The organism is Paenibacillus ferrarius, from assembly GCF_002027705.1.
Taxonomy (GTDB): Bacteria; Bacillota; Bacilli; order Paenibacillales; family NBRC-103111; genus Paenibacillus_E; species Paenibacillus_E ferrarius.
Genome location: NZ_MBTG01000050.1, coordinates 13,211 through 34,958 on the forward strand (window position 1 = coordinate 13,211; position 21,748 = coordinate 34,958).

17 protein-coding genes and 3 pseudogenes are annotated in these 21,748 nt (G+C 42.2%); 18 read left to right on the top strand and 2 right to left on the bottom strand.

The genetic code is table 11. The annotated features are described in order from the left end of the window. Window positions 1–12: 12 nt before the first annotated feature. From BC351_RS34475 to BC351_RS34530, 12 genes are read left to right on the top strand one after another with little or no spacing between them, the layout of a single operon-like run. On the top strand, window positions 13–873 hold the full coding sequence (locus BC351_RS34475; RefSeq protein WP_144028620.1) for a hypothetical protein: 861 nt from the start codon (window positions 13–15) through the stop codon (window positions 871–873). 20 nt (window positions 874–893) lie between these two features. Next, window positions 894–1,910 carry an HAD-IIIC family phosphatase gene (locus tag BC351_RS34480; RefSeq protein ID WP_079419633.1) on the top strand — a complete coding sequence of 339 codons (1,017 nt, stop codon included), beginning with the start codon at window positions 894–896 and terminating at the stop codon, window positions 1,908–1,910. A 25-nt stretch (window positions 1,911–1,935) separates the two neighbouring features. After that, the gene (locus BC351_RS34485; RefSeq protein ID WP_079419635.1) at window positions 1,936–2,964 is read left to right on the top strand and encodes a cysteine peptidase family C39 domain-containing protein; all 1,029 of its coding nucleotides are present in this window, start codon (window positions 1,936–1,938) and stop codon (window positions 2,962–2,964) included. Between the two features lie 24 nt (window positions 2,965–2,988). Beyond that, window positions 2,989–5,568 (top strand): non-ribosomal peptide synthetase, encoded by a 2,580-nt coding sequence (locus tag BC351_RS34490; RefSeq protein WP_079419637.1) that lies wholly within the window; start codon window positions 2,989–2,991, stop codon window positions 5,566–5,568. Then, window positions 5,552–6,826 (top strand): diaminobutyrate--2-oxoglutarate transaminase, encoded by a 1,275-nt coding sequence (locus tag BC351_RS34495; protein WP_079419639.1) that lies wholly within the window; start codon window positions 5,552–5,554, stop codon window positions 6,824–6,826. Before BC351_RS34490 ends, BC351_RS34495 begins: the two co-directional genes overlap by 17 nt. 28 nt (window positions 6,827–6,854) lie before the next feature. Beyond that, window positions 6,855–7,109, top strand: a complete 255-nt coding sequence (locus BC351_RS34500) for a phosphopantetheine-binding protein (protein ID WP_208629894.1) — start codon at window positions 6,855–6,857, stop codon at window positions 7,107–7,109. A gap of 4 nt (window positions 7,110–7,113) precedes the next feature. Next, entirely contained in the window at window positions 7,114–8,328 is a 1,215-nt protein-coding gene (locus tag BC351_RS34505) for an acyl-CoA dehydrogenase family protein (protein WP_079419643.1), read from the top strand. Between the two features lie 30 nt (window positions 8,329–8,358). Further along, on the top strand, window positions 8,359–9,969 hold the full coding sequence (locus BC351_RS34510; protein WP_079419645.1) for an amino acid adenylation domain-containing protein: 1,611 nt from the start codon (window positions 8,359–8,361) through the stop codon (window positions 9,967–9,969). A gap of 18 nt (window positions 9,970–9,987) precedes the next feature. Then, a complete protein-coding gene (locus tag BC351_RS34515; protein WP_079419647.1) occupies window positions 9,988–11,754 on the top strand; it encodes an ABC transporter ATP-binding protein in 1,767 nt (588 codons plus the stop codon). Further along, a complete protein-coding gene (locus BC351_RS34520; protein WP_079419649.1) occupies window positions 11,702–13,429 on the top strand; it encodes an ABC transporter ATP-binding protein in 1,728 nt (575 codons plus the stop codon). Before BC351_RS34515 ends, BC351_RS34520 begins: the two co-directional genes overlap by 53 nt. Before the next feature lie 35 nt (window positions 13,430–13,464). After that, window positions 13,465–14,406, top strand: coding sequence for a methyltransferase domain-containing protein (locus BC351_RS34525; protein ID WP_244209276.1), 942 nt, complete (start codon window positions 13,465–13,467; stop codon window positions 14,404–14,406). Between the two features lie 17 nt (window positions 14,407–14,423). Continuing rightward, window positions 14,424–15,551, top strand: a complete 1,128-nt coding sequence (locus BC351_RS34530; protein ID WP_079419653.1) for a nucleotidyltransferase family protein — start codon at window positions 14,424–14,426, stop codon at window positions 15,549–15,551. Window positions 15,552–15,785: 234 nt separating this feature from the next. Here the strand turns inward: BC351_RS34530 and BC351_RS44500 are convergent. Then, window positions 15,786–16,236, bottom strand: a pseudogene (locus tag BC351_RS44500) (transposase); the annotation flags it as partial. A gap of 754 nt (window positions 16,237–16,990) precedes the next feature. Here BC351_RS44500 and BC351_RS42540 point away from each other — a divergent pair. From BC351_RS42540 to BC351_RS44505, 3 genes and pseudogenes are all read left to right on the top strand, one after another. Then, a complete protein-coding gene (locus tag BC351_RS42540) occupies window positions 16,991–17,152 on the top strand; it encodes a hypothetical protein (protein WP_158082331.1) in 162 nt (53 codons plus the stop codon). A gap of 121 nt (window positions 17,153–17,273) precedes the next feature. Then, a complete protein-coding gene (locus BC351_RS34545) occupies window positions 17,274–17,969 on the top strand; it encodes a cupin domain-containing protein (protein ID WP_079419657.1) in 696 nt (231 codons plus the stop codon). A 12-nt stretch (window positions 17,970–17,981) separates the two neighbouring features. Next, window positions 17,982–18,170, top strand: a pseudogene (locus tag BC351_RS44505) (helix-turn-helix domain-containing protein); the annotation flags it as partial. A 119-nt stretch (window positions 18,171–18,289) separates the two neighbouring features. On the opposite strand, the gene BC351_RS42545 reads toward BC351_RS44505, so the two are convergent. Beyond that, window positions 18,290–18,436: a hypothetical protein gene (locus BC351_RS42545; protein ID WP_158082332.1), complete on the bottom strand. Its 147-nt coding sequence runs from the start codon at window positions 18,434–18,436 to the stop codon at window positions 18,290–18,292. Window positions 18,437–18,545: 109 nt separating this feature from the next. Between BC351_RS42545 and BC351_RS34555 the strand changes: the two genes are divergently transcribed. The 3 genes and pseudogenes from BC351_RS34555 (at window position 18,546) to ltrA (ending at window position 21,471) form a co-directional block, all read left to right on the top strand. Beyond that, on the top strand, window positions 18,546–18,758 hold the full coding sequence (locus BC351_RS34555; protein ID WP_079419661.1) for an arginase family protein: 213 nt from the start codon (window positions 18,546–18,548) through the stop codon (window positions 18,756–18,758). Between the two features lie 280 nt (window positions 18,759–19,038). Beyond that, window positions 19,039–19,299, top strand: a pseudogene (locus BC351_RS34560) (IS6 family transposase); the annotation flags it as partial. A gap of 579 nt (window positions 19,300–19,878) precedes the next feature. After that, window positions 19,879–21,471, top strand: coding sequence for a group II intron reverse transcriptase/maturase (gene ltrA, locus BC351_RS34565; protein ID WP_079419663.1), 1,593 nt, complete (start codon window positions 19,879–19,881; stop codon window positions 21,469–21,471). Window positions 21,472–21,748 lie beyond the last annotated feature (277 nt).

The window sequence follows — 21,748 nt, forward strand, 5'->3', positions numbered from 1 at the left end:
TTAAATGAGGGTTTGCCGTATCAATGGATTTTTTCTGATAGTTGGGGGTTTCACTATTCTTCAATAGAACGTTTGGGTAACTCATCCGAGTTGCGTCGTTTATTTCAAAAAAATTTGGAAGATTTATATGGCGTTTTTGAAACGGGATATCGCGACTACGAATTGTCCTCTTTGATTGAACTTACAGTTGTACAAGAGCAGTGGCTGTTCATTCCTGCTAATGCCATTTGTGCGAAATGGCACCCGTATTTCAATAAAAAGAACTATACCCACCGTTTCTTGCTTACGCAATATAACTCAACGAATACAAGCGGATCGGTCATTGATTTTATACCCGAATACAATGGAGAACACAGTTATGAAGAAATAGAAGCCGCCTATTTATCAAGTAATTCTCGAGAATGCTTTACCTTATCCAAACCAACCCAAGCACCTGGCTTTTATTTGACCGAAAATCAAGTTAAATCTGTCTATCTTCGGTTAACGAATCAACACACTCAGAGTCATGGCATAAATGGACTTGTCCGTTTTCAAAACGACCTTCTGGAGGCCGAACAGATTGGGAAGGAAATTCTTAATCATTGGTGGGGGGACTTATTGTTTGTCATCAATGCGAGGGAAAGTTTTTTAGAATTTATGTGGTTTTTAAATAGGAACACGGAGTCGCCTTATTATTCGTTAATCCAGCCCTCATTATTGGATATCATTGAAAGAATCATAAATGAATGGGTTATTTTCCGTAACAGCATCATGAAGCTACGCATTTCTGAGAGAGCAGTTGATCATCAACAATTAGCGGAAAAAATAGGGCAAATCATTCAGTTGGAGTCATTTTTCGCAAAAGAGTTGAAGGCTTGTTTTGCAATTACATGAGGTAGTGCAGGTGACTAACTATGATTAAATGTTTGATTTGGGACTTGGATGAAACGCTTTGGCACGGTACTTTGTCAGATAATGAGCGAGTTAAACTCCGTGAAAATATCAAACCAATGCTCGATGAGCTGACTGCACGTGGAATTATTTCTTCAATAGCCTCCAGAAACGATGAAAATAGTGCAATGGAGAAGCTGCGGCAATTCGGGTTGAGGGATTATTTTGTGTTCCCCAAATGCAGTTGGGATTCAAAAGTGACCTCTATTAAATTGATTTTGGAGCAGACCAATCTTTCATCCGAACATGTTGCATTTATAGATGATAATCCATTTGAACGGTTTGAAGTGCAATCTTATTTTCCTAAAATGCTTACTATTGACAGCGCGGAAATCACTAATCTACTTGCAAGGCCTGAATTTGTACCGAGCTATTCAAGTCTTTTTACACCCAATCGTATTCAAACCTATAAAACGCTAGAGAAGCGAAAGTCAGCAGAGCAGGGCTGGGGAGGCTCGCGTCAGGAGTTTTTAAAAAGCTGCGAAATGACGATGTTACTTCGCTTGGCGGAGAATGATGACTTCGAGAGAATTGTTGAGTTAAACCAACGTGCGAATCAATTTAATACATCTTTAGAAAGAATGGATGTAAGCGATTTTGAAAGTCTTCTTAAACAAAAGAGTAACAAAGTGATTGTAGCCGAATTAAAGGATATTTTCGGAGACTATGGGTTTATTGGCTACTTATTAGTGGGGGGGAAGAGCCCCGTCCAAATTCACAGCTTTATTGTTTCTTGCAGAGTTGAGGGGAGAGGGATAGCAGCTGGTTTTCTCATACATGCCTTAAGAACATTCGTACAGGACGACTATGAAATTGAGATGCTTGTTAATATGGCTACTGATAGAAATAGGCAAATGAGAATTTTGCTGCACTCGCTGGGTTTCAAGAAAAAGGATGAGCAGACGCTTTTCATTCCAACGATCCATGGCTTGCCGGAAATCCCGAATTGGATCAGGTTTGTAAGCGCAAACGATTTTTAAAGACGCAAGCGGTTGGGGGACAAGGATGGAAAAGACGTTACAGGTTACACAACCACCTATATTTGGTCTTCTTCGATGGGCCTACACACTAAACATTACCTCATCTTATGAGAAAACGTTGCCTTGGTTCTATAGTAATTTCATACAGATGTATGGCAATAAGCATTTTTTGCAGCAGAATAAGGAGTTTTACTTCGATTTTTACCGGGGGGGCCGCTGGGAATTTAACAACAATAACCCGTATTTACTATCACACAACACAGGCATGGACTTACTCCAGCATTTGCGCTCTGGCATTACAGAACTGGCCATTGATTTTATCAATCAGGAATATTATCCGGTTCTATACATCGACGAGTACTACATCTCTTACAGTTTTGCATACCAGTCCTTACATCTGCCCCATCACTTGATGATTTATGGATACGATGATGACAGAAAAATATTTCATACGATGGCGTTCGGCAAAAAGGGTTCTTTCAGTAAACATGAAGTGTCGTTCAAGGAAGTCGAAACCGCATTTCAGTCGATGTTCCGCTTCATTATGAATGAGGGCTATAAAGATGAACAAACTTATTTTTTTAAGTTTAATCATGACTATGAGTATAGTTTGGATCTAACACTTATTAAGAATCAATTAAGGGATTATGTAGAATCGAAAACTTCCGAAAATACTATAAATCGTAATACGGATAATGATGCGTATGGTTTGGAGACTTACGATTATTTGCAACTCTACTTCGAAGCATGCAGCAGAAAAGATCCAAATCTATTCAACCGACAGGACGTTCGGCAACTTCATATTTTATATGAGCATAAAAAAATCATGGTTGATCGCATTAACTATTTAACTGAAAAGGGCTGCATGAGCCGCGCTGAAAAAATTAGAGATGGGTACAAGGCCTTAATAGATCAATCATTTTTATTACGACACTCCATTATGAAGGCTAGATCCAAAAAGGAAGAGTACCCCTATGCTCAAATGTTCAACCAATTTGATAGCATGAAAAATCAAGAGCAACAACTCTTGGAAGCGTTAATTGATTTATTATAAGTGCGAATAGCGGAGGTGTCTACTTTGACCGGGCGTAATGGAGTGTATGAAGAGACGAATTCGAACAAACATTTTTGGCTAGAAGCGTTGGCCGGAGTTACCCCAAATAAACTGCCATACAATTTCACAGGAAAAAAGATCCGTATTCTTTCGTCGATCGGTTCAGAGCAGAAAACAATTGAAGAGCAGCTGTTCCAACGCTTAAAAGAAGCTTCCATTGAGTATGCTTGTACGTTGGGAGAAATCGCTTACAGTGCCTTCGTTTATTGGCAAAACCTTTTAACTACGGAGAAAAATATTGTCACTGGTTATACTGACACAGGCAGTCACTATCGTAAATCCAATGTCGTTCCCATTCATATAAAACTGGATTCAAAATTAAACATTCAAAATCTAGTTACAAAAGTAAAGGAAACCTTGCGGGAATCGAAGTTGCATAGTGACACGCTGCAGGAAGCGTATCGGAGAATGGGGTTCCAGGACCATGAACGACTAATTGCGACGGTCTTTTGTTGGTCAGAACAACGGATACATGACTTTGAATTGTCTACGAATGAGATGAGTTCCCCCTTGGAACTGGTTGTTTTCGTAGACGAATCGAATCCGGAGATTGTAATCAACTATCTACCGGCATATTTTTATGAAACTGAAATAAAGGATGCAATCAATCTTTACTATGCTATTTTGCAAGGATTGGCAAGTGGAGAAGAGCGTTTTCTCGATAAAAAATACTTACTTGCTAGAGAAGTCAAGGAATGCAAGGCGTATTTTGGGCAAACGGAGTCTGTATACGGAAGAGCTAGAACACTGTCCGAGTTATTTGAAGAGCAGGCCAGAAGAGTACCCGATCGAATCGCGGTAACGAGCGAAGGCACTAAAATCTCATATAGGGACCTGGAGGATAAGTCTAATCAGTTTGCAAGAGTGCTTAGACAGCACGGAGTAGGTAACAACGATCACATTGGAATCGTGATGGAGCGCAGTCCTGATATGATCGTAGCGTTGCTTGCCATATTAAAGTGCGGGGCTGTGTATGTGCCGCTTGAAGTAGATTTTCCAGTTAGAAGAATCGATGAAATCATTAGAAAAGCGGAAATAAAATTATTAATCGCCAATCAGGGGTACCCTCATCAGCATGAAGTTCAGTTCGTGGCTTATGATGAGGAAGAATTGCGTTTACATTCAAATGCTGCGTCCCTGTGTAATAAAAACTCCTCGGACTTGGCATATATTATTTTTACATCGGGATCCACTGGGACGCCGAAGGGAGTAATGATCGAACACCATTCTGTCGTCAACCTGATCCAATGGGTGAACAGCACTTTTCATGTGACGGAGAATGATGTTGTGCTTAGCGTTACATCACTCACTTTTGACTTGTCGGTTTATGATATATTCGGTATTTTGGCTGCCGGTGGCAAGGTTGTATTAGCTAGTAAATCCCAAATTGTGAGTCCAAATGCATTAAAAGAAATTATCATTCAAGAGAATGTAACATTTTGGAATTCTGTCCCAAGTACAATGAATCTCTGCATGCAGATATTAGAACAAATGAACACCGTAAAAGCGTGCAGCACACTAAGGATCGTGTTTTTAAGTGGTGATTGGATTCCTGTTCATTTGCCGAATCGCATTCATAAATATTTTCCCAATGCAATTGTTGTAGGACTCGGTGGTGCGACTGAAGGTACCGTATGGTCTAACTACTATGTTATTGACTATATTGACGAAGATCAAACTTCAATTCCTTACGGTAAACCTATCTTCAATTCCGCTTATTACATTCTGGATGAAGAGCTACATCCTGTTCCAAGGGGCGTCGCCGGTGAATTATATATTTGTGGGGCAGGAGTCGCTAGAGGATATACGAACGATTTGGCGAGGTCGGAGCAATCGTTTATTCCGAATCCTGTTTTGGATGTTGATCAGCGTCTTATTTATAAGACAGGAGATTTAGGGAGAATGCTGCCAGATGGCAATATTGAATTCCTTGGGAGAAGGGATCATCAGGTCAAGGTACGGGGCTACCGTATTGAACTGGGCGAAATAGAAAGCCAAGTATGTAAACAAAAAGGAATTTTGGAGGCATGTGCGGCAGTTGTGACAGTAGGATCAGAAAATCAGTTGTTATGCGTATACGTAGTTGCTGATCATGTTATCGACTCAGATGAGATTCAAGCACAATTGTCACTTGTGCTCCCTGCGTACATGGTACCTGCAAAAGTAATTCAAATCGATCGGATGCCGCTGACGTTTAACGGGAAAATTGATCGTGCAAAGCTTCCAGATCACCCAATGCTGTTTGTTCCAAAAACTGCAATTTGCAAGCCACGCAATAAATTGGATGACATGTTGGTTCACATTTGGACATCGTTTTTTGAATCGGGAGAGATAGGCTCTGAATATGAGGGTTTTAACATTGATTCTAATTTTTGGGATATTGGTGGAGATTCCCTTATGGCTGTTCGACTCGAAGTAGAATTAGAAAAACTAACCTCGGTTCCACTGGAACTTTTTGTTTATTCGTATAAGACAATCAGGGAGCAGTCAGATTATATCGCCGAAAACCCTAGAGAGGAGCTGCATCTTGAGTATAGTCGATGAATTTGAATCGAACGTTCGATACTACAGCAGGGCGTTTCCTGATTTATTTACACAAGCCCAAGGTTCAATCATGTACTCTAAACGAGGAAAAGAATACATTGACTTTTTTGCCGGTGCAGGGGCTTTAAACTACGGTCATAACAATGCGTATATTAAAGAGGCTTTAATTCGTTATATTCAAAGCAACGGCATTACCCATGCTCTAGATATGTCGACAGAAGCAAAAGAAACATTTATCGCGACATTCCATAAATTGCAGTTGCTGCCCCATAGCCTAGATTATGTTTTTCAATTTTGCGGTCCTTCAGGTACCAATGCTGTAGAAGCAGCCATCAAACTAGCTCGGAAGGCAACAGGTCGAACAGGCATATTCTCTTTTATGGGGGGATTTCACGGGGTAACCTTAGGTAGTTTATCTGTGACAAGCAATGCCTTTCATCGCAATGCGGCATTTCTGCCATCTTCTCATGTAACCTTTATACCTTATTGCGATGGAATATATGGGGGCTTTGATTCTATAACATATATGGAAAACATTCTGAATGATACACATTCAGGAATTGACAAGCCTGCTGCGATCATCCTTGAGACGATTCAGGCAGAAGGCGGTATATATGTCTCCAGCAAAGCATGGTTGCAGGATTTGGAAAGATTTTGCCGAAGGCACGGAATTTTATTGATTTGCGATGATATCCAGGTGGGCTGTGGCCGAGTGGGTGAGTTTTTTTCTTTTAAGGAAGCTGGAATTGTTCCCGATATTGTGGCGTTGTCCAAGTCAATCAGTGGCTATGGGCTACCGATGTCTCTGCTGTTGTATAGCCGTACGTTGGATCATTGGCTGCCAGGAGAGCACAATGGAACGTTCAGAGGCAATCAACTGGCCTTTGTTGCTGCAGTAGCGGCGCTTGAGTATCGGGAGTCAGCGAATCTTAAACAACAGGTTCAAGTAAAAGAAATGTATTTAAAAAAATATTTAACAGAAAGGCTTTCCATTCTCGCACCCGACATCGCCATTCGAGGTCGTGGAGCCATTTGGGGCATCGATCTTTCCGCGCTTAATGACCACAATGTAGCGAAGAAAATTGCAAGTGATTGTTTCGAAAACGGGCTGCTCATTGAACGGGTAGGACGCCACGACAATGTCCTTAAAATTATGCCTCCCCTCAACATAGAGATGGAGCTTCTTGAAGAAGGTTGCAGGCGACTGGAGCAAGTGATGATTCAGAACCTTCTAAGCACAAGCGTCCGGACATTTTAATCAAAATTGAACTGAAAGGAACATGGTCATGTTTGAATCCAAATATATGGAGTTGCTTAAAAGATATGCAGTTTTATCGGATCCAATCGATCCCGAAGTGGACTTAGCCCGCAGCGGTTTGGATTCTTTGAATGCGATCAGCTTATTATTGGATCTGGAGGAAGCTTACGAAGTAGAGTTCCCCCAGACTTATATGAATAATGATACTTTTGCTACGCCGCTTGCGTTATGGAACGCCTTGCAAGTGATTATTCAGGAAGAAAGCGTCCAAGCGAGGGGTTAATCATATGTCTAATGCGATTAGTGATGCTCAAGGAATCGTTCAAAAGAAGATCGTTCTTTCTGCTATTGAGGCATCTAAGCTGCTGGAAATGCATGCAAGGGATGTCGATACGTCCAATCGTTTTCCGAAAGAGAGTATTGAGGTCTTGAAGCGGTTGGGATTAATGGGGATTACAATTCCTGAAACGTACAGAGGACATTCAGCAGATCTTTCTACGGTCATCAAGGTGGCCAAAATTTTATCGGGATCTTGCCTGTCCACCGGAATGGTATGGGCTATGCATATGCAGCAAGTTTCAGTATTAAATGATTTTGCTAGCGAACCGTTAAAACAACGCATTCTTAATCGTATTGTAAATGGCGAAATGTATATTGTTTCTGTCACCTCTGAGTATAAAAAGGAGGCTAATCTATTCACCTCTAGCGCTCCAATTCATCGTTTGAACGGTGAAGTCTTGATCGAACGGAAAGCTCCTACAGCAACTGGGGCAGCGCATGGCGATGCGTTTCTTATTACGATGCAAGAGGAGAATGAGCAGTCAACGTCCAATGTTGTTCTCGTGTTTGCAGAGGGCAAGCAAGTAGACAGATCAACCTTTAACTCATGGAATGCGATGGGAGTAAAAGGTACTCAGAGTTCTGGCGTTTCTTTGAGCGGTGCAGTGCCTTCCGACCAGCTTCTTGGCCCAGAGGATGGCTTTGAACAAATCGCTATGTGTTCTATGATTCCGCTTGGACATATTCTTTGGGCAGCATGCTGGCTAGGAGCGGCTCGCAGTGCCCTTCATAAAATGATTCATATTTTCCGCAATCCTAAGACGCGCCAAGATTTTAACATACAGTCTGACTTATTTCTGGAGCGGTTGGCACAAGTCCGACTAAAAATGGATATGGTGGAAGCTTATCTGAGTCAGTTCGTGATCGATTACGAACAACGACGTAATCGATATGGCGTCAAGGTCGATGGTTTTTCAGCACCTTCGTTTAAAATCGCTCTAAATAATCTTAAATTGATAGCTTCGCGCTACCTTTATGAAGCGGTAGATGAGCTGGTGCAAATTAGCGGTCTTAAGTACGGCTATGCCAACAACGAGATGGTCCCGCTCGAAAGAACGCTGCGCGATTTAAGGTCGGCAAGCTTGATGGTAAATAACGATCGTATGCTGATCGCAAATGGAAAACTAAGCTTGTTTGATAAACAATCACTAGATTTGGAATGAAAAGCAGTTGGGGAGGAGAGTCTGCAACCGATGACTAAGGTTTTGAAAGGGAGACAGCTATTCAGCAGTGAAGAACGAGACCGAGTTCTCTATGAGTTTAATCGTACAGACCAAGCCTATAACTGGCTTCCTTATGCCAAAGCGTTCGAGCAAACTGTCGAGCTGTTTCCGAAAAACATAGCGGTAATCGATGAGGAGAACAAGGTATCCTATACGGATCTGAATAAGTATGCGAACCGTATCGCGCAATGTTTAATCCGGTATAACGTGAAAGAAGGCGATGTCGTCGCAGTTGTCATGGAGAGGTCACTTCACTTTATCGCAACCGTAATCGCGATTTGGAAGGCTGGCTGTGCTTACTTACCTATAGAGGCATCAACTCCGGCGCAAAGGATGATAAATATAGTTTTGGATTCCAAAGCAGGGCTTATCGTTAGCGATTCGGATTTGCATGGCGTTGAGAGTCAGGAGAGCACTCCTATTGTTAATTTGCGCTTCACCCATGCAGTGAACGCTCTTCAACAAGAAAACGACGTCAATCCAAGCCTCTGTTCAGACGACATGCATCAACTGGCTTACATCATCTACACTTCTGGCTCGACGGGGATGCCTAAAGGCGCGATGATTGAACAAAAAGGTATGATGAATCATTTTTTCTACAAAATAAACTCGTTTCAAATGGATACTACCTTCAGGATGGCTCAGACGGCAGAATGTAGTTTTGACATCTCCGTATGGCAGCTTTTCGCTCCTTTGCTGTCAGGCGGAGCTACTGTCATCTATACCAAAGATACGGTCCTTAATTTTAAGCTCCTCATTTCAAAAATAGTTACTGACGAAATTACGCTGGCGGAATTTGTACCTTCTTATTTGACGACAATTATGAGTTATCTTGTAAGGAAAAAAATTGGACTTCCTTCTCTGCGCTACTTGTTCCTTACAGGAGAAACTGTACATCCACAGTTGGCGTTGCAATGGATGCAGTTGTATCCCTCCATCAAAGTAATTAACGCATATGGCCCATCTGAAGCGGCAGATGATGTCACGTTGTATGAGGTTCCGCCCTCGTACAACGCGGATTTCCTCCCAATCGGTAGACCCATCTCTAATATGAAGGTCTATATCGTGAATGAAGATATGAAGTTATGCAACATTGGCGAAAAGGGGGAAATTGTCATCTCCGGTGTTGGTGTGGGGAGAGGTTACATAAATGACCCTGAACGAACAAGCCACGCTTTTTTAGAAAAAGACGTAATATCGGGTTCGCAGGATCGAATGTATAAAACGGGGGATCTAGGTTGTTGGCTAGAGAGTGGTGACATCCGCTTTTTTGGACGTATGGACCATCAGATCAAAGTGCGCGGCTATCGAGTAGAACCTGCTGAAATTGAAGTGGTACTGCTAAAGCACACAGAAATAAAGGAAGCGGTAGTCCTAACTGTTCCTAGAGATTCAACCAACCTGTTGTGTGCATTTTATACGGCTGAGCATGCTTTGGAGCAAACACGGTTATTAGAGTTTCTGGCACAGTATTTGCCTGAGCATATGCTCCCAACCTTTTATCTCAGAATCTCAAAAATTCCGCTAAACGGGAATGGAAAAGTCGATCGTAAACAATTACTCACTATGTTTCCTATGTGATAAGGAGAACAACAATAAATGCTGGGAAATTCATATTCCTCCTACCGAGTATACAAATGGTGTTTATCATATCTTCGTCCATACAAGAAAATAGTAGCATTATTTTTGGTTCTCATCACACTTCAGTCTTGTGTGCAGATCGCTATTCCTAAAGTAATCCAGCTATTTATCGATAGGCTGCTCCCACAAAAAAATGAAACGTTATTTCATAGCTATATGCTAGTCATGGTGGGCATGGTCATAATTACAATTATTGCTAGCGCGTTTCAACATGTGGTGGGCACTCGTTTCCAAGAGAAAGCCAGTATGGATTTGCAGATGGCGGTTTTTCGAAAGTTACGTGATCTGGGATTTTCCTATTATGAACGGAATTCGATTGGAGAAACTTTCTCCTACTTTCAAACTGAAATTCCTGCTGTACAACAAATCCACAGAAAATACTTTCCTTCTATTGTGAGATTATCCATACCCATCTTGATGTCCTTGGCTTTTTTGATGACAATTAGCATTCCACTTTCTCTAGTATTTATGCCTAGTATTGTTCTCTATATGCTGGGTGGTCCTTTTTTGGAAAGACTGGCAGCAAACTCTGGGAGCAAAAGCACATGGATGGAACGAGAGCTTGGTAAAAAACAGTACGATACACTGTCTTCAATGCTCGAACTCAGATTGTTTGGGCGTGAGAAATGGGGAATGGGAAGGTTAATCGTTGCAGCGCAAGCGGCAGGGGACGCCTTATATCGTCACTTTATACATATTAACCTTAGGGGAGCGATTCGCCGGGTTGCTGTTTACTCGGGCGGCTTGCTGTTGTTTATCGTAGGGTATGTGTTAGTACGCAATGAAGAGCTATCAATTGGGGCGTTCGTTAGTTTTGCTCTGTTATTTTTTCGAATTATTTTTGATCTGACGATACTTGTGACGAATTTGACTGAACAACGGGTTTTACTAATTCGAGCAAAAGGTTTGTATCAATTTATGCAGATTGTTCCCGATGTTACGGAAACCCCGCACGCCACAATTTTGCCTAATGTTCGTGGCGACATCCAATTCCATCAATTAAACTTCCACTATGCACCGGCAGTTCCAATATTGCAGGAACTGGATTTGCACATTCGGCCTGGTGAAAAAGTTGCGATCGTTGGAGCAAGCGGTGGAGGGAAATCGACAGTCGGAAAACTAATTGGAAGGTTTTATGATCCCACAGCGGGGGAGATCTTCCTGGATAGCGTCCCTATTCGGAGCTTGCAGCTGAAACAATTAAGGGAATCCATTGGGTTCGTGTTTCAAGAAACCTATTTATTCGGCATGAGCATTAAAGAGAATATCCGTTTTGGCAATCCAGAAGCGACTGACTCTGAGATTGAAGCGGCTGCTCGTGCGGCGTATGCCCATGAATTTATATTAAAACTGCCCGATGGATATGAGACGAACATTGGGGAGCGGGGTACTATGCTCTCCGGCGGTGAGAAACAGCGAATAGCCATTGCTCGAATGATCGTTAAAAACCCTGCCATCCTTATTCTGGATGAAGCGACCGCATCACTTGACTCCATTAGCGAGAGTAAAGTTACAAAAGCAATTGAAACCCTATCTAGGGGTAAAACAACCATACTGATTGCCCATCGTTTATCTGCAATTAGAAATTGCGATCGTGTGATCTATATGGAAGGTGGCAGAGTAACTGAAATGGGAACCTACTCGGAGATGATGCAGAAAGGAGGCAAATTCTATGAGCTCGTCAACGGAACGGGTGAAAATAGGATGGTACCTTACCTATCTTAAGCAAGTAAAAGGAATTTACTCACTGAGTCTCTTGATGGTTCTTTTATCTGTCGTTAGTTTAATTGGCGTTACGTATGTACAACGCTCCTTAATTGATACTGTATTTTTAAATAAGCAGTATGGAGAATTTGGTGGCATTCTTGCTTTGTTTGGAGTACTGGTTGTTATATATATTAGCTCATGGGTTGCCAAGGATATGTTACTGGAGAGAACTTGGACCGGGTTAAAGATTCTGCTCCGGGAAGCTTTTATGGAGAGACTATATCGGATGCCGACCAAACAATATAAAAATCAACGAATTGGTGATCTTTCCTCGCGGATGAAGCAGTTGCTGGACTCCACTGATTTTTTTGTCGGTCCTCTTCCCAATGGCATCGAGAGCCTGCTAAGCATGCTTATCCTGACCGTTCTGATCGGAAAAGAAAGTATATGGCTTTTGGCTTCAATAACGATATTGAGTGTGATATATACTGGGCTTCATAAGCATTTTGCTCGACAAAACGGAAGTATTACGAAACAAATCAGAGAAGCTCAGTCTGCAGTCGCCGTGCAAATCGAAGAGGGAATAGCTGCTACGAGGGAAGTTGTTGCCTTCCATAATCATAATTGGGAAGCAAAGAAAATCCGCTATAGCTTTACGAGCCTTTTCCAAGCCGTGATGAAACAAGCGAAGTTAAAAAACAGGCAGATTTTTTGTACAGACCCTTTTAGGTGGGGAACAATTTTGCTCGTTTTGATCATAGGTGGGGAAAACGTATTACGAGGTGAAATGAGCATCGGGCATTTTGTAGTCATTTACTTGCTGACGAACCAGCTGACAGATGCTTTTCAGGGCGGATTTCAATTGCTATCGAGCTTGTCGGAAGCCAAAGTAACTATTGAACGTGCAGGCTCTATTATGCAAATGGATTTTGTTGATGAAGGTGTAGGTTCTATTCGAGGAGGCATTCAGCAGATCACCTTTCAAGACGTGTATTTCCGATATAGAGAATCGACGGGGGAGGTGCTTAGTGGCTTCACGTTGGATATTCCAGTTGGAAGCAAGGTAGCTCTCGTTGGATTGAGCGGCTGTGGAAAATCTACGACAGCACAACTTTTGTCCGGATTATACGCACCTGACTCGGGCGGAATCTTTATTAATCAGCAACCCTTACAAGCGTATCGGTGGTCAGAATGGACGAGCAAAATGTCTTTTGTCATGCAGGAGCCATACTTATTTCCGGACACGATCCAAACGAATATTAAGCTTGGAAGAGACGTGCCGGATGAAGAATTGCACGAAGCTTGCGAGATATCCCAACTTTCTCAAGTAATCGGTAAGTTACCTGACGGATACAATACGCTAGTTGGAGAGCGGGGCATTACACTGTCTGGAGGAGAGCGTCAGAGGCTGGTAGTAGCTAGGGCTATATTGCAAAATCCAGAAGTGCTGATTTTGGATGAGGCGACTTCTGCACTGGATATGGAGACGGAACGCAGAATTATGCAGCAATTGGATAAGCGCCGTAAAGGAAAAACAACGATTGTTATTGCCCATCGCCTTTCTACGATCCAGAATTCGGATCTTATCGTAATCATGGAGAAGGGGAAAGTTCACGAAATGGGGAGTCATGCAGATTTATTAGAGAAAAGCCTTATTTACCAGGAACTGATGAATAGGAATGAAGTCCCTTGAATGATCATGAGTTGTGGAGGACGGAGTTGAACAAAGTGATTAGTTTAGAGCATATGTATCATTGTCCCAGCTGCTATGCGCCATTGATAAAGGAACTTACTGCTTTATCCTGCGAAGCTTGTAAGACGAATTATCCGGTTAGTGGAGAGATACCGATTCTGCTCACCCCTTTATTACGATCAGAAGGCAATCCAACGGATCAGGTTAAGCAGGACATTCAGCAGCATTACACACAAGTTTCCGAATCACTAGAGAAGGGCCAAGTTTCGAAGTACGTGACATTTCTTAATTACGGATATTTGCCCAGTGCAAACGAACAGTATTCACCCTTGGAAATCCCCCAGAATACGATGAGCCGGAATGCGGTCAAATTGCTGTTTGAAGTGATTGGTCAAGCGGATTTGGAGGGTAAGCATATTCTCGATGTCGGGTGTGGACGTGGGGGGAGCATTGAGATCCTGAACCGATTTTTTAAACCAGCCATGCTGGTGGGTCTTGATATTACTGAGGCTTCCATACGATTTAACCATAATCGCAACAAGTTCAAGCATATTCATTTCTGTGTCGGAGATGCGGAGAGCTTGCCGTTTGGGAACGAATCTTTCGATGTCGTCCTCAATATCGAGTCTTCTTACGCTTATCCAGATATGACTGAATTTTATCGTCAGGTCGATCGAGTCTTAAAAAAGGGAAGTCACTTCTTATATGGAGATATTTTGCCTGTAAGTAAGTTTGAAGAATCAGCAAGAATGCTGAATCAGCTTGGGTTTGAAACGATTCGTAACCAAGATATCAGCGAGAACATTCTTCTATCCTGTGATCAGTCTGCATCCCGTAATGCGGAAGCGTATGGTGCACTTGACGATGCTTTTATGGCTAGGCTCAGGGAATCACTATGTTTGCCGGGATCGCAAATCTACAGTGATCTTATAAGTGGTGTCAAACAATTCCGCATTATGAACTTGCTTAAAGCTTAACTATACGGAGGTTATCTATGTCAGCTAATTTTGAGCAACGCGTAATCATTTTGTTGTTGCAGCCCATGTTACCACTAGATGAAGAGCAGGAATTAATACAATTGCTAAAAACGCATGGAGATTGGAGCGCTATCATTGGCAAGCTAATTGTGTATAGATCCGTAGGGATTGCTTATAAACGATTGGAATATATGTTAACTAAAATGGATATCAAAGAATTTGCTTACAAAAAGATATATAACATACTGAAGGATATGTACCGTGTGCAATTCATTCGGTTATCAGAGCAGGCGAAACAAGTTTATGAAATCGCGGAGGCTTTTGAAAAAGCGGGAGTGCGCTACTCTGTACTAAAAGGACTTGCGCTAGCTGCTGGCTTGTATCAGGACTTGGGCAGTCGGAGCTCAAATGATATGGATGTGATGGTTCATCCGGATGAACTTGAAGATGCGCTTCACGTACTTCGAGAATGTGGATACATTCAGGGTGAACTAAATATTTTAAAAGATGTGATAGAGCCGGCTTCCAGAAGAGACGTGGTAACTCGTCCGATGGTTTCGCATGAGGTTATCCCGTTTCAAAAAAAAGTGGAAAATAACCCCTTTATGACCAAGCATGAGGTCGATCTTCAATTTTCAATTGATCTGATGACATCCAACCGAACGGATGTTGCCGTTGATGAGTTTTTGTCAAGGCGTATTTTGATCGAAACTAAAGAGGGAGCATTCCACTCTTTAAGTTGGGAGGATCATTTTTTATTTCTTTGTGTCCATTTTTATAAGGAAGCCTCAACCGATTATGCATTGAAGTTGTACAATGATTTGTCGCTTTATAAGCTCTGTGACTTAATTTATTTGCTAAATTCAACGCATATTGAATTAATTAAGCATAAAATTATGAATCGCGCTAAAGAGTATGGACTTGAGAAGGCAGTCTTCTATGCCATGCACTACCTGCAGGAGGCATTCAATGTAACGGTAGATCCACTACTTTATGGTGAATTACAGCCACCAGACATCGAGTATATTCATCAACTATATAGATATAATTCAACTGAAGTCGTAATGAGATGGAATGAGCCTATCCGGGAGCGTATTTTTAATTTAAACCGTGTTGGCGGATTTATGGAAGTAGCTGGTACTTGATCGTGCAGTGCTTAATAATCAAGGCTTCCAATTTCAACTTATGGGGCATTTGTGAGGCGAAAATTGAGTCGCATTAACTGGCGATAGGTGGCCAAAAGATCCTTCAGCACTCTGATCGGGTCGGTCGACGCTCCGTCAGGCCAAATTAACGTCGAAGGAAATTGGATATATTCGGTCTGCTTTTATAAAATCGCGGGACGGCGAGACATCCCTGTACCGAGGGACCGCAGCCGATTCGATGTGCGACACGATTTTGTTGGTGACGTTTGGAAAGCATGATTGGCGACAAATTGATGCTGTACAGATGGTTCAGATGGTCCTGAATGTCCCACGTACTTACACCTGTGGCATATATGGCGATGATCTGATCTCAGTGCCTGTCATGCTGGGTTGCAGCTTCTTGACGAGCATGGGCTCGAACTCAACGTAACGGTCCCGCGGAACCTAGATATCGATTTCGCCATACTCACTGGTGACGGGGCTTGTCGTCTTCCCATTCCGCTGTTAGAGGTAGCTTTATTCTTTAGTCATGCTTCTCGTAGCCCAGTTCGGCCTCCAGCATCGACTTCAGCGTCTCGGCGAATGGCTCCTTCAGTGCCGACTGCACATGATCCATCGTTATCAGGTTATTTTCCTTGACGAAAGCCTTCACTTGATCTTTGCTTAACCGTGCCACTTGTGTCATCTTCTCAAACGACCTTTCTCTTAGTTTACTAGATTTGGGATTGAGATTTTTTTTGAAAAAATTATAGTTTTACGAGTTGTGACGGTGTGACCCCAAAATAGAAGCTGCGGCAGTCAGGGACTTGAAAATCCCATGACTGTCGCTTTTTTATTTATCCCAAGTGAGCTTAGCACGCAATTGATTTGTACAAAGAAAATTAACTTATTTTTAAATCAACCTTAATTAGCCTAATTGGTGTTGTCGGGTCAAAACACGAATCTTTGAGAAATAAGTTGTGTCCTCATTCCTAGAGGCAGGATGCGATTTGTTTGGATTTGTGTTTAGAACTGTGTGGGCCTTGCTTCGCTTAAAAATAAGAAGAGGTACAGTTCGGCATCGTGATTGTCGCACTGTGGATCGGCGACATTGAGTTGGACATAAAATATAAGACTAGTAGAATGGTAGGTAAGAAGGAGGGAGTTTCTCATAAATGAGTTTACACAAAGTTTTTGATAGCCCCTTTTTTCAGCGTGTGACGGTAAACATGAATAATATGCAAAATGATGATTATTTAATAAATGCGTTATTTCTCAGTAATTATGAATTTTTATATTGAAACTGGATGAGACACAAGTGATCTTCTCGAAAATTATGAACAATGACCCTACGGGAACGCGGGGTCTTAATGTTTGTATTCTCACTTGAAATGAAAAATCACAATGAAGTACAGCATGCGCAAATCGGCAGAAAATGGTTGGTTCCGGAGTTCAAGAACATGGAAGATCTTAAACAGCAAGCGGAAAGTGTTATGAAACGGAACCTAGAAGAAAAGGCCAGATTGAGTGAACAATCGGATCAAAAAGATTGGTGGCCTGAATTCCTCGCAGAAATTCGTGCCGGAAGAGAGAGAACACGTGGAGGAGTGACAGCATCATGAATTTGAAGAGTCATATTATTTTTCACTCACTTGCTTTTCAGGAGTCCTCTTCTTGAGGGCTTTTTATTTTATCGTATAATAGAAGAATTAAATACTAATTTTTTGTTCGGAAGGAATTCATATGGCAGTCAAATCAGATTACAAGAAGATGAGCCGCAATTTAAATGAAACCGCTGTAGATATTCATGGTGAAGATTTAAGCTTTAAGGTGTATTATTGGGGGGCTATGCCGGAACACTTTGATAATCCGATACATCGACATTCCTTTTTTGAGTTTTGTTATGTTCTGGCAGGAGAGGGGAGCTACTTGGAGTCAGGTGAAGAATATCCGCTCCGTCAAGGAACTTTGTTTTGTTCAAGACCTGGCAAATGGCATCAAATAAAAAGCGAGGCAGGGATCGAGCTCTATTATGTTGCCTTCGAAACTGATAGTTCCCGGTCTTCGGTAGAGACATTAAACCGTTATTTACAACTGATGAATTTGAATAAAATTGTTGTACCCATGGCAGACGAAACGGTAACCGCACAAACGTGGCGGATGTTGTTGACGCTGTGCAAGCAGGATTATGCCATGACAAAAGAAATGATTCGCAGTTTTGCTTATGCTTTACTTGTTTCTTTTTGTAGTGAATTTACGGAGGTTGTCGAAAACGGCGACTTACCGGAGCATCAGCTAATTGCTTTCTATTATTTACAGCGAGCGAAGCTTTTTATCGAGGATAATCTATCTTCTTCCTTAAGTATTGCACAGTTGTCAGCCTATCTGAATATTACAGAGCGTCATTTCTCACGATTGTTTGCTTTGAAAGTCGGGTAATCGTTTTCACACTACGTGCAAGAGAGAAGAGTTCGGAAGTCTATGGAGCTTCTTCTCGAAAAAGATTGGACCATAAGTCGTATCGCCCAAGAGACTGGGTTTGAATCCATACACTATTTCACAAGAGTTATTACCCGTAAAATTGGCGTTGCTCCAGGGAAATTTCGCAAATCACAATTGTCTGATATTCCTTTTAGCTGATTGTAGACGTCAGAGAAAGAGACGTTTGTGGGGCACTGTTCTCCATACGGATCAAGGCTTTCAAGCTCATGTACTTCGACACAAATAGAATAAAACCGCCATCTTTGGCGGTTAGTTAATTAAGGTTCATCCATATATTCTTCTTCGTTCGGGATACTGTTCAAAGGGTTTGTATCCATTTTTTTCTGATCCTGCTCGGTGTCGCAGTTTACAATACACTTCATTATTTCTTCGGAGTTGTCTTGAATATTCGTGTACTCAACCATAAAGGTATACCTCCTTTCATTAAATTTAGAGTTTCCAAGATCAAGCAAATTATTCGAGTAGTGATTTGAGCAGCTGCGATAATCACTTATAGCTCTGAGAAAGATAGCTATGGCTATTTTTGAAGCACCTGGGGTCGGAATGCCGATCCCCGGCGGACTGACTTGCCGCGAAGCGCATTTTGCCTGTGAACTGCTTGCGGAATCGGGTCGAATCGTCTCCATAGACGTTGTTAAGATCAATTCGATGTTGGATGTAAGCAGATGCAGTGCGCGGCTAGCTATTGGTCTGTTTACGTCTTTGCTGGGAAAGCGAATTTTGTGAAAAAAGCCGCCACAGATGGATTCAACTTCCTGTAAGAGGACAAGAACATATATCTTTAGTAGTCCGTGCTCTACGCAGTATTTTTATTTAATGAATAAAGTTTTACAATTTAATAATGAATTCAACACAGAGAGGGCAGACGAATGATTGCATTCGCCTGCCCCTTCCTTATCATATGCATGGCTTCGATTCCCGCTTTGAGCAAAGAGATGAGAGAATTTATTGGGTTGTGGTGCAAAGCTCTAATTCGTGATAACGTAATTGATAATGAAGTCATGGGATGGAGCAACTTGCTTTGGAAACGAAATTGGATTTATTTAAATGGAAGCAATATGAATCGGCAATCATTTTACTAACGGTGAGATGGTATTTGAAATATAGTTTAAGCTATCGAGATATAGTTGAAATGATGAGTGATCGAGGATTAAGGATCTCCCATACGACGATCATGAGATGGGTCCATGAATTTGGACCTGAAATCGACAAACGAATCCGCCCCTTTTTGAAACCTACAAACGACTCGTGGAGGACTGACGAAAGTGCGCCACGAGGCGCTGTATGTTGAGGTTTCACACGAAATATTTGGCTACCTCAAACCAAATAGGCTAGGATGGCATGCGTCAGATACGAGCATATCTGGGGTGTGAAGCCCATCTAACAATGTACCTGTGAGGGAAATCCATCTTCCCAAGACGCAGGGCTAGCCTCAATGACCTGCTATGGTTAGCGAAAGCAAAGTCACGTCCGAAGCGCGGTCAGTTCTAACACCCGAAAACGAATGGATGACACGAGTGGGCGGCATGAGCAACTTGCCCTTTTCGTTGGCTTGTTGACCCGATTCATTTCCTGAATCGGTGGTTGCTAGGTACAGAGGTGAAACCTAGCAAATCAGCCCCGCGTAGAGTGATAACCTAAGGCAACGAGACAACATGCAGTGAACGTGGGAACCTGACCGTTCCGCCTTTTTATAGGGACGGACTGCTCGTTGATGTGAACGATCAGGGACGGAGGAGTCGTAGTAGTCTGAGATAGGGAAAGCCTATTACGTGGCGAAGGACTCCAGTCTAAAGTGAGAGCGTATTTGCAAAGTAGAGCCCCAGAAATGTAAGGGGTGATTGCTATGTCTACCTTCGCTCAACTCTCCTATGGAGAGAAGAGATTCGAAACCCAAACACGCCTAGCGCGGCGAGCGATTGAAAACAAAAATTTTTCACGATTACACCAACTTCTTCGATGGAACGTACTTATCGATCTTTCCATCATCAAAGTATTACGCAACTCAGGCTCCAAAACTCCCGGGATGGATGGCAAAACGAGAAAAGACTATGTAACCGATAGACAAAAAATGGAATTGAGAGAAAAGGTTAAAGGTATTCTACGGCACTACACTTCATCGCCTGTTCGACGAATTTATATTCCTAAACCTCATAAACCTCATGAAAAGAGGCCTTTAGGAATACCCAATATCGCCGATCGAGCAGCCCAAGATGTAGTCCGAAGCATTCTTGAACCGATTTACGAAAGTAAGCAACATCCACACAGCTATGGATTCCGTCTCTTCCGTTGCGCACATCATGCAATTGAAAGAATTAGATGGCTTATTGGACAGCAAAAATATGAATGGATTGTGGAAATGGACATTAAAGGTTTTTTTGATGCCGTGAATCATGATGTCTTAATCAACATTTTATCCAAACATATCCATGACAAGAAGCTGCTGAAAGTCATCCGACATATGCTAGAAGCCGGACTCGTATACGATGGAGAATTTCATGAAACCTCCTTGGGCGTCCCCCAAGGAGGTATTGTTAGTCCATTGCTTGGAAATATTTATTTGACCGAATTGGACAACTTTATCTCGGGTTTATATGAGTGCCATAACCAATGGAGACGAAGCAAAGCCCCAATCCCTTGCTTTATTATCCGTTACGCGGATGATGCAGTTATTCTGTGCAAGTCTAAGGAAGATGCAGAGACACTTAAAGAAATGATCACACTTTTCTTGCGTGAATCGCTACAACTTGAGCTTTCTGCTGAAAAAACTTTGATTTCACAGGTGGATAAAGGATTCGATTTCTTAGGGTTCAACATCCGACGTTGGAGACGGCAGAACATGCGAAAGGTTCTTGTAAAACCAAGTCGTAAAGCCATTCAGAAGTTCAAACAAACCTTGTCGCGCGACTCCAAAATGTTACTGTCTCTCCCCGGTATTGAGGTAATTAAGGGCTTAAACGCCAAGATACGAGGATTTGCAGAATACTTTCGCAGAGGGAATTCGAAAGAAGTATTCCGATATGTCGATCATTATTTATGGTGGCTTGTTCTTCATCGACTTACACAAAGAACGGGAAAATCCCGGTCTTACGTGGCGAAAACACATTTATTCCGATACAATATGGACACCAATCACCCTCAGTACCGGAAATATATTTCGCGCAATTTTGGATTTAAGGATGAAAACAACGATGGAGTTCACATGCTAGATCGACTTCAGTACTATAAGATCGAATATCCCAATAAATGCTCCCAGAAACATCCGTATGTGAAAGAAGATCGTGAACAATTGGTTAGCAACAGAAAGTTGAATGAACTTATTAGAATGCACCAGAAGCGATTCCTACATCGACTTTTTGGACGCGATAATTGGTTCTCATTCCGAACTGATGTCGTAAAGCGGCAAAGGGCTGTTGTGCAGGGTGTACGCAGAAACTAATAAAAGGTTATACCCATGTTTACTTTCAAGATTCAAGCTCTCATCTCGAACATCCCGAAGAAGAATGGAACGAATATCTGATTGCGCTTTGTATTAGCTGCTATAAAAAGAACCAACTAAAAGAACGGCTTCAAAAGCAAATCGCGCTGTAATACCACTTTAGATGGAGAGCCGGATGCGCCGAAAGGTGCAAGTCCGGTTCGGAGAAGGGCGTTACCGTCAAACTGTCGGCCATATGGCCGATGGGTCGGGTGGCGCCTATTCTACCCTACATCAA

Coding starts and splice junctions, on each gene's coding strand:
- BC351_RS34480 (WP_079419633.1), top strand. CDS start 894: ATGATTAAATGTTTGATTTGGGACTTGGATGAAACGCTTTGGCACGGT.
- BC351_RS34485 (WP_079419635.1), top strand. CDS start 1,936: ATGGAAAAGACGTTACAGGTTACACAACCACCTATATTTGGTCTTCTT.
- BC351_RS34500 (WP_208629894.1), top strand. CDS start 6,855: ATGTTTGAATCCAAATATATGGAGTTGCTTAAAAGATATGCAGTTTTA.
- BC351_RS34505 (WP_079419643.1), top strand. CDS start 7,114: ATGTCTAATGCGATTAGTGATGCTCAAGGAATCGTTCAAAAGAAGATC.
- BC351_RS34510 (WP_079419645.1), top strand. CDS start 8,359: ATGACTAAGGTTTTGAAAGGGAGACAGCTATTCAGCAGTGAAGAACGA.
- BC351_RS34515 (WP_079419647.1), top strand. CDS start 9,988: ATGCTGGGAAATTCATATTCCTCCTACCGAGTATACAAATGGTGTTTA.
- BC351_RS34520 (WP_079419649.1), top strand. CDS start 11,702: ATGAGCTCGTCAACGGAACGGGTGAAAATAGGATGGTACCTTACCTAT.
- BC351_RS34530 (WP_079419653.1), top strand. CDS start 14,424: ATGTCAGCTAATTTTGAGCAACGCGTAATCATTTTGTTGTTGCAGCCC.
- BC351_RS42540 (WP_158082331.1), top strand. CDS start 16,991: ATGGAAGATCTTAAACAGCAAGCGGAAAGTGTTATGAAACGGAACCTA.
- BC351_RS34545 (WP_079419657.1), top strand. CDS start 17,274: ATGGCAGTCAAATCAGATTACAAGAAGATGAGCCGCAATTTAAATGAA.
- BC351_RS42545 (WP_158082332.1), bottom strand. CDS start 18,436: ATGGTTGAGTACACGAATATTCAAGACAACTCCGAAGAAATAATGAAG.
- BC351_RS34555 (WP_079419661.1), top strand. CDS start 18,546: ATGGCTATTTTTGAAGCACCTGGGGTCGGAATGCCGATCCCCGGCGGA.
- ltrA (WP_079419663.1), top strand. CDS start 19,879: ATGTCTACCTTCGCTCAACTCTCCTATGGAGAGAAGAGATTCGAAACC.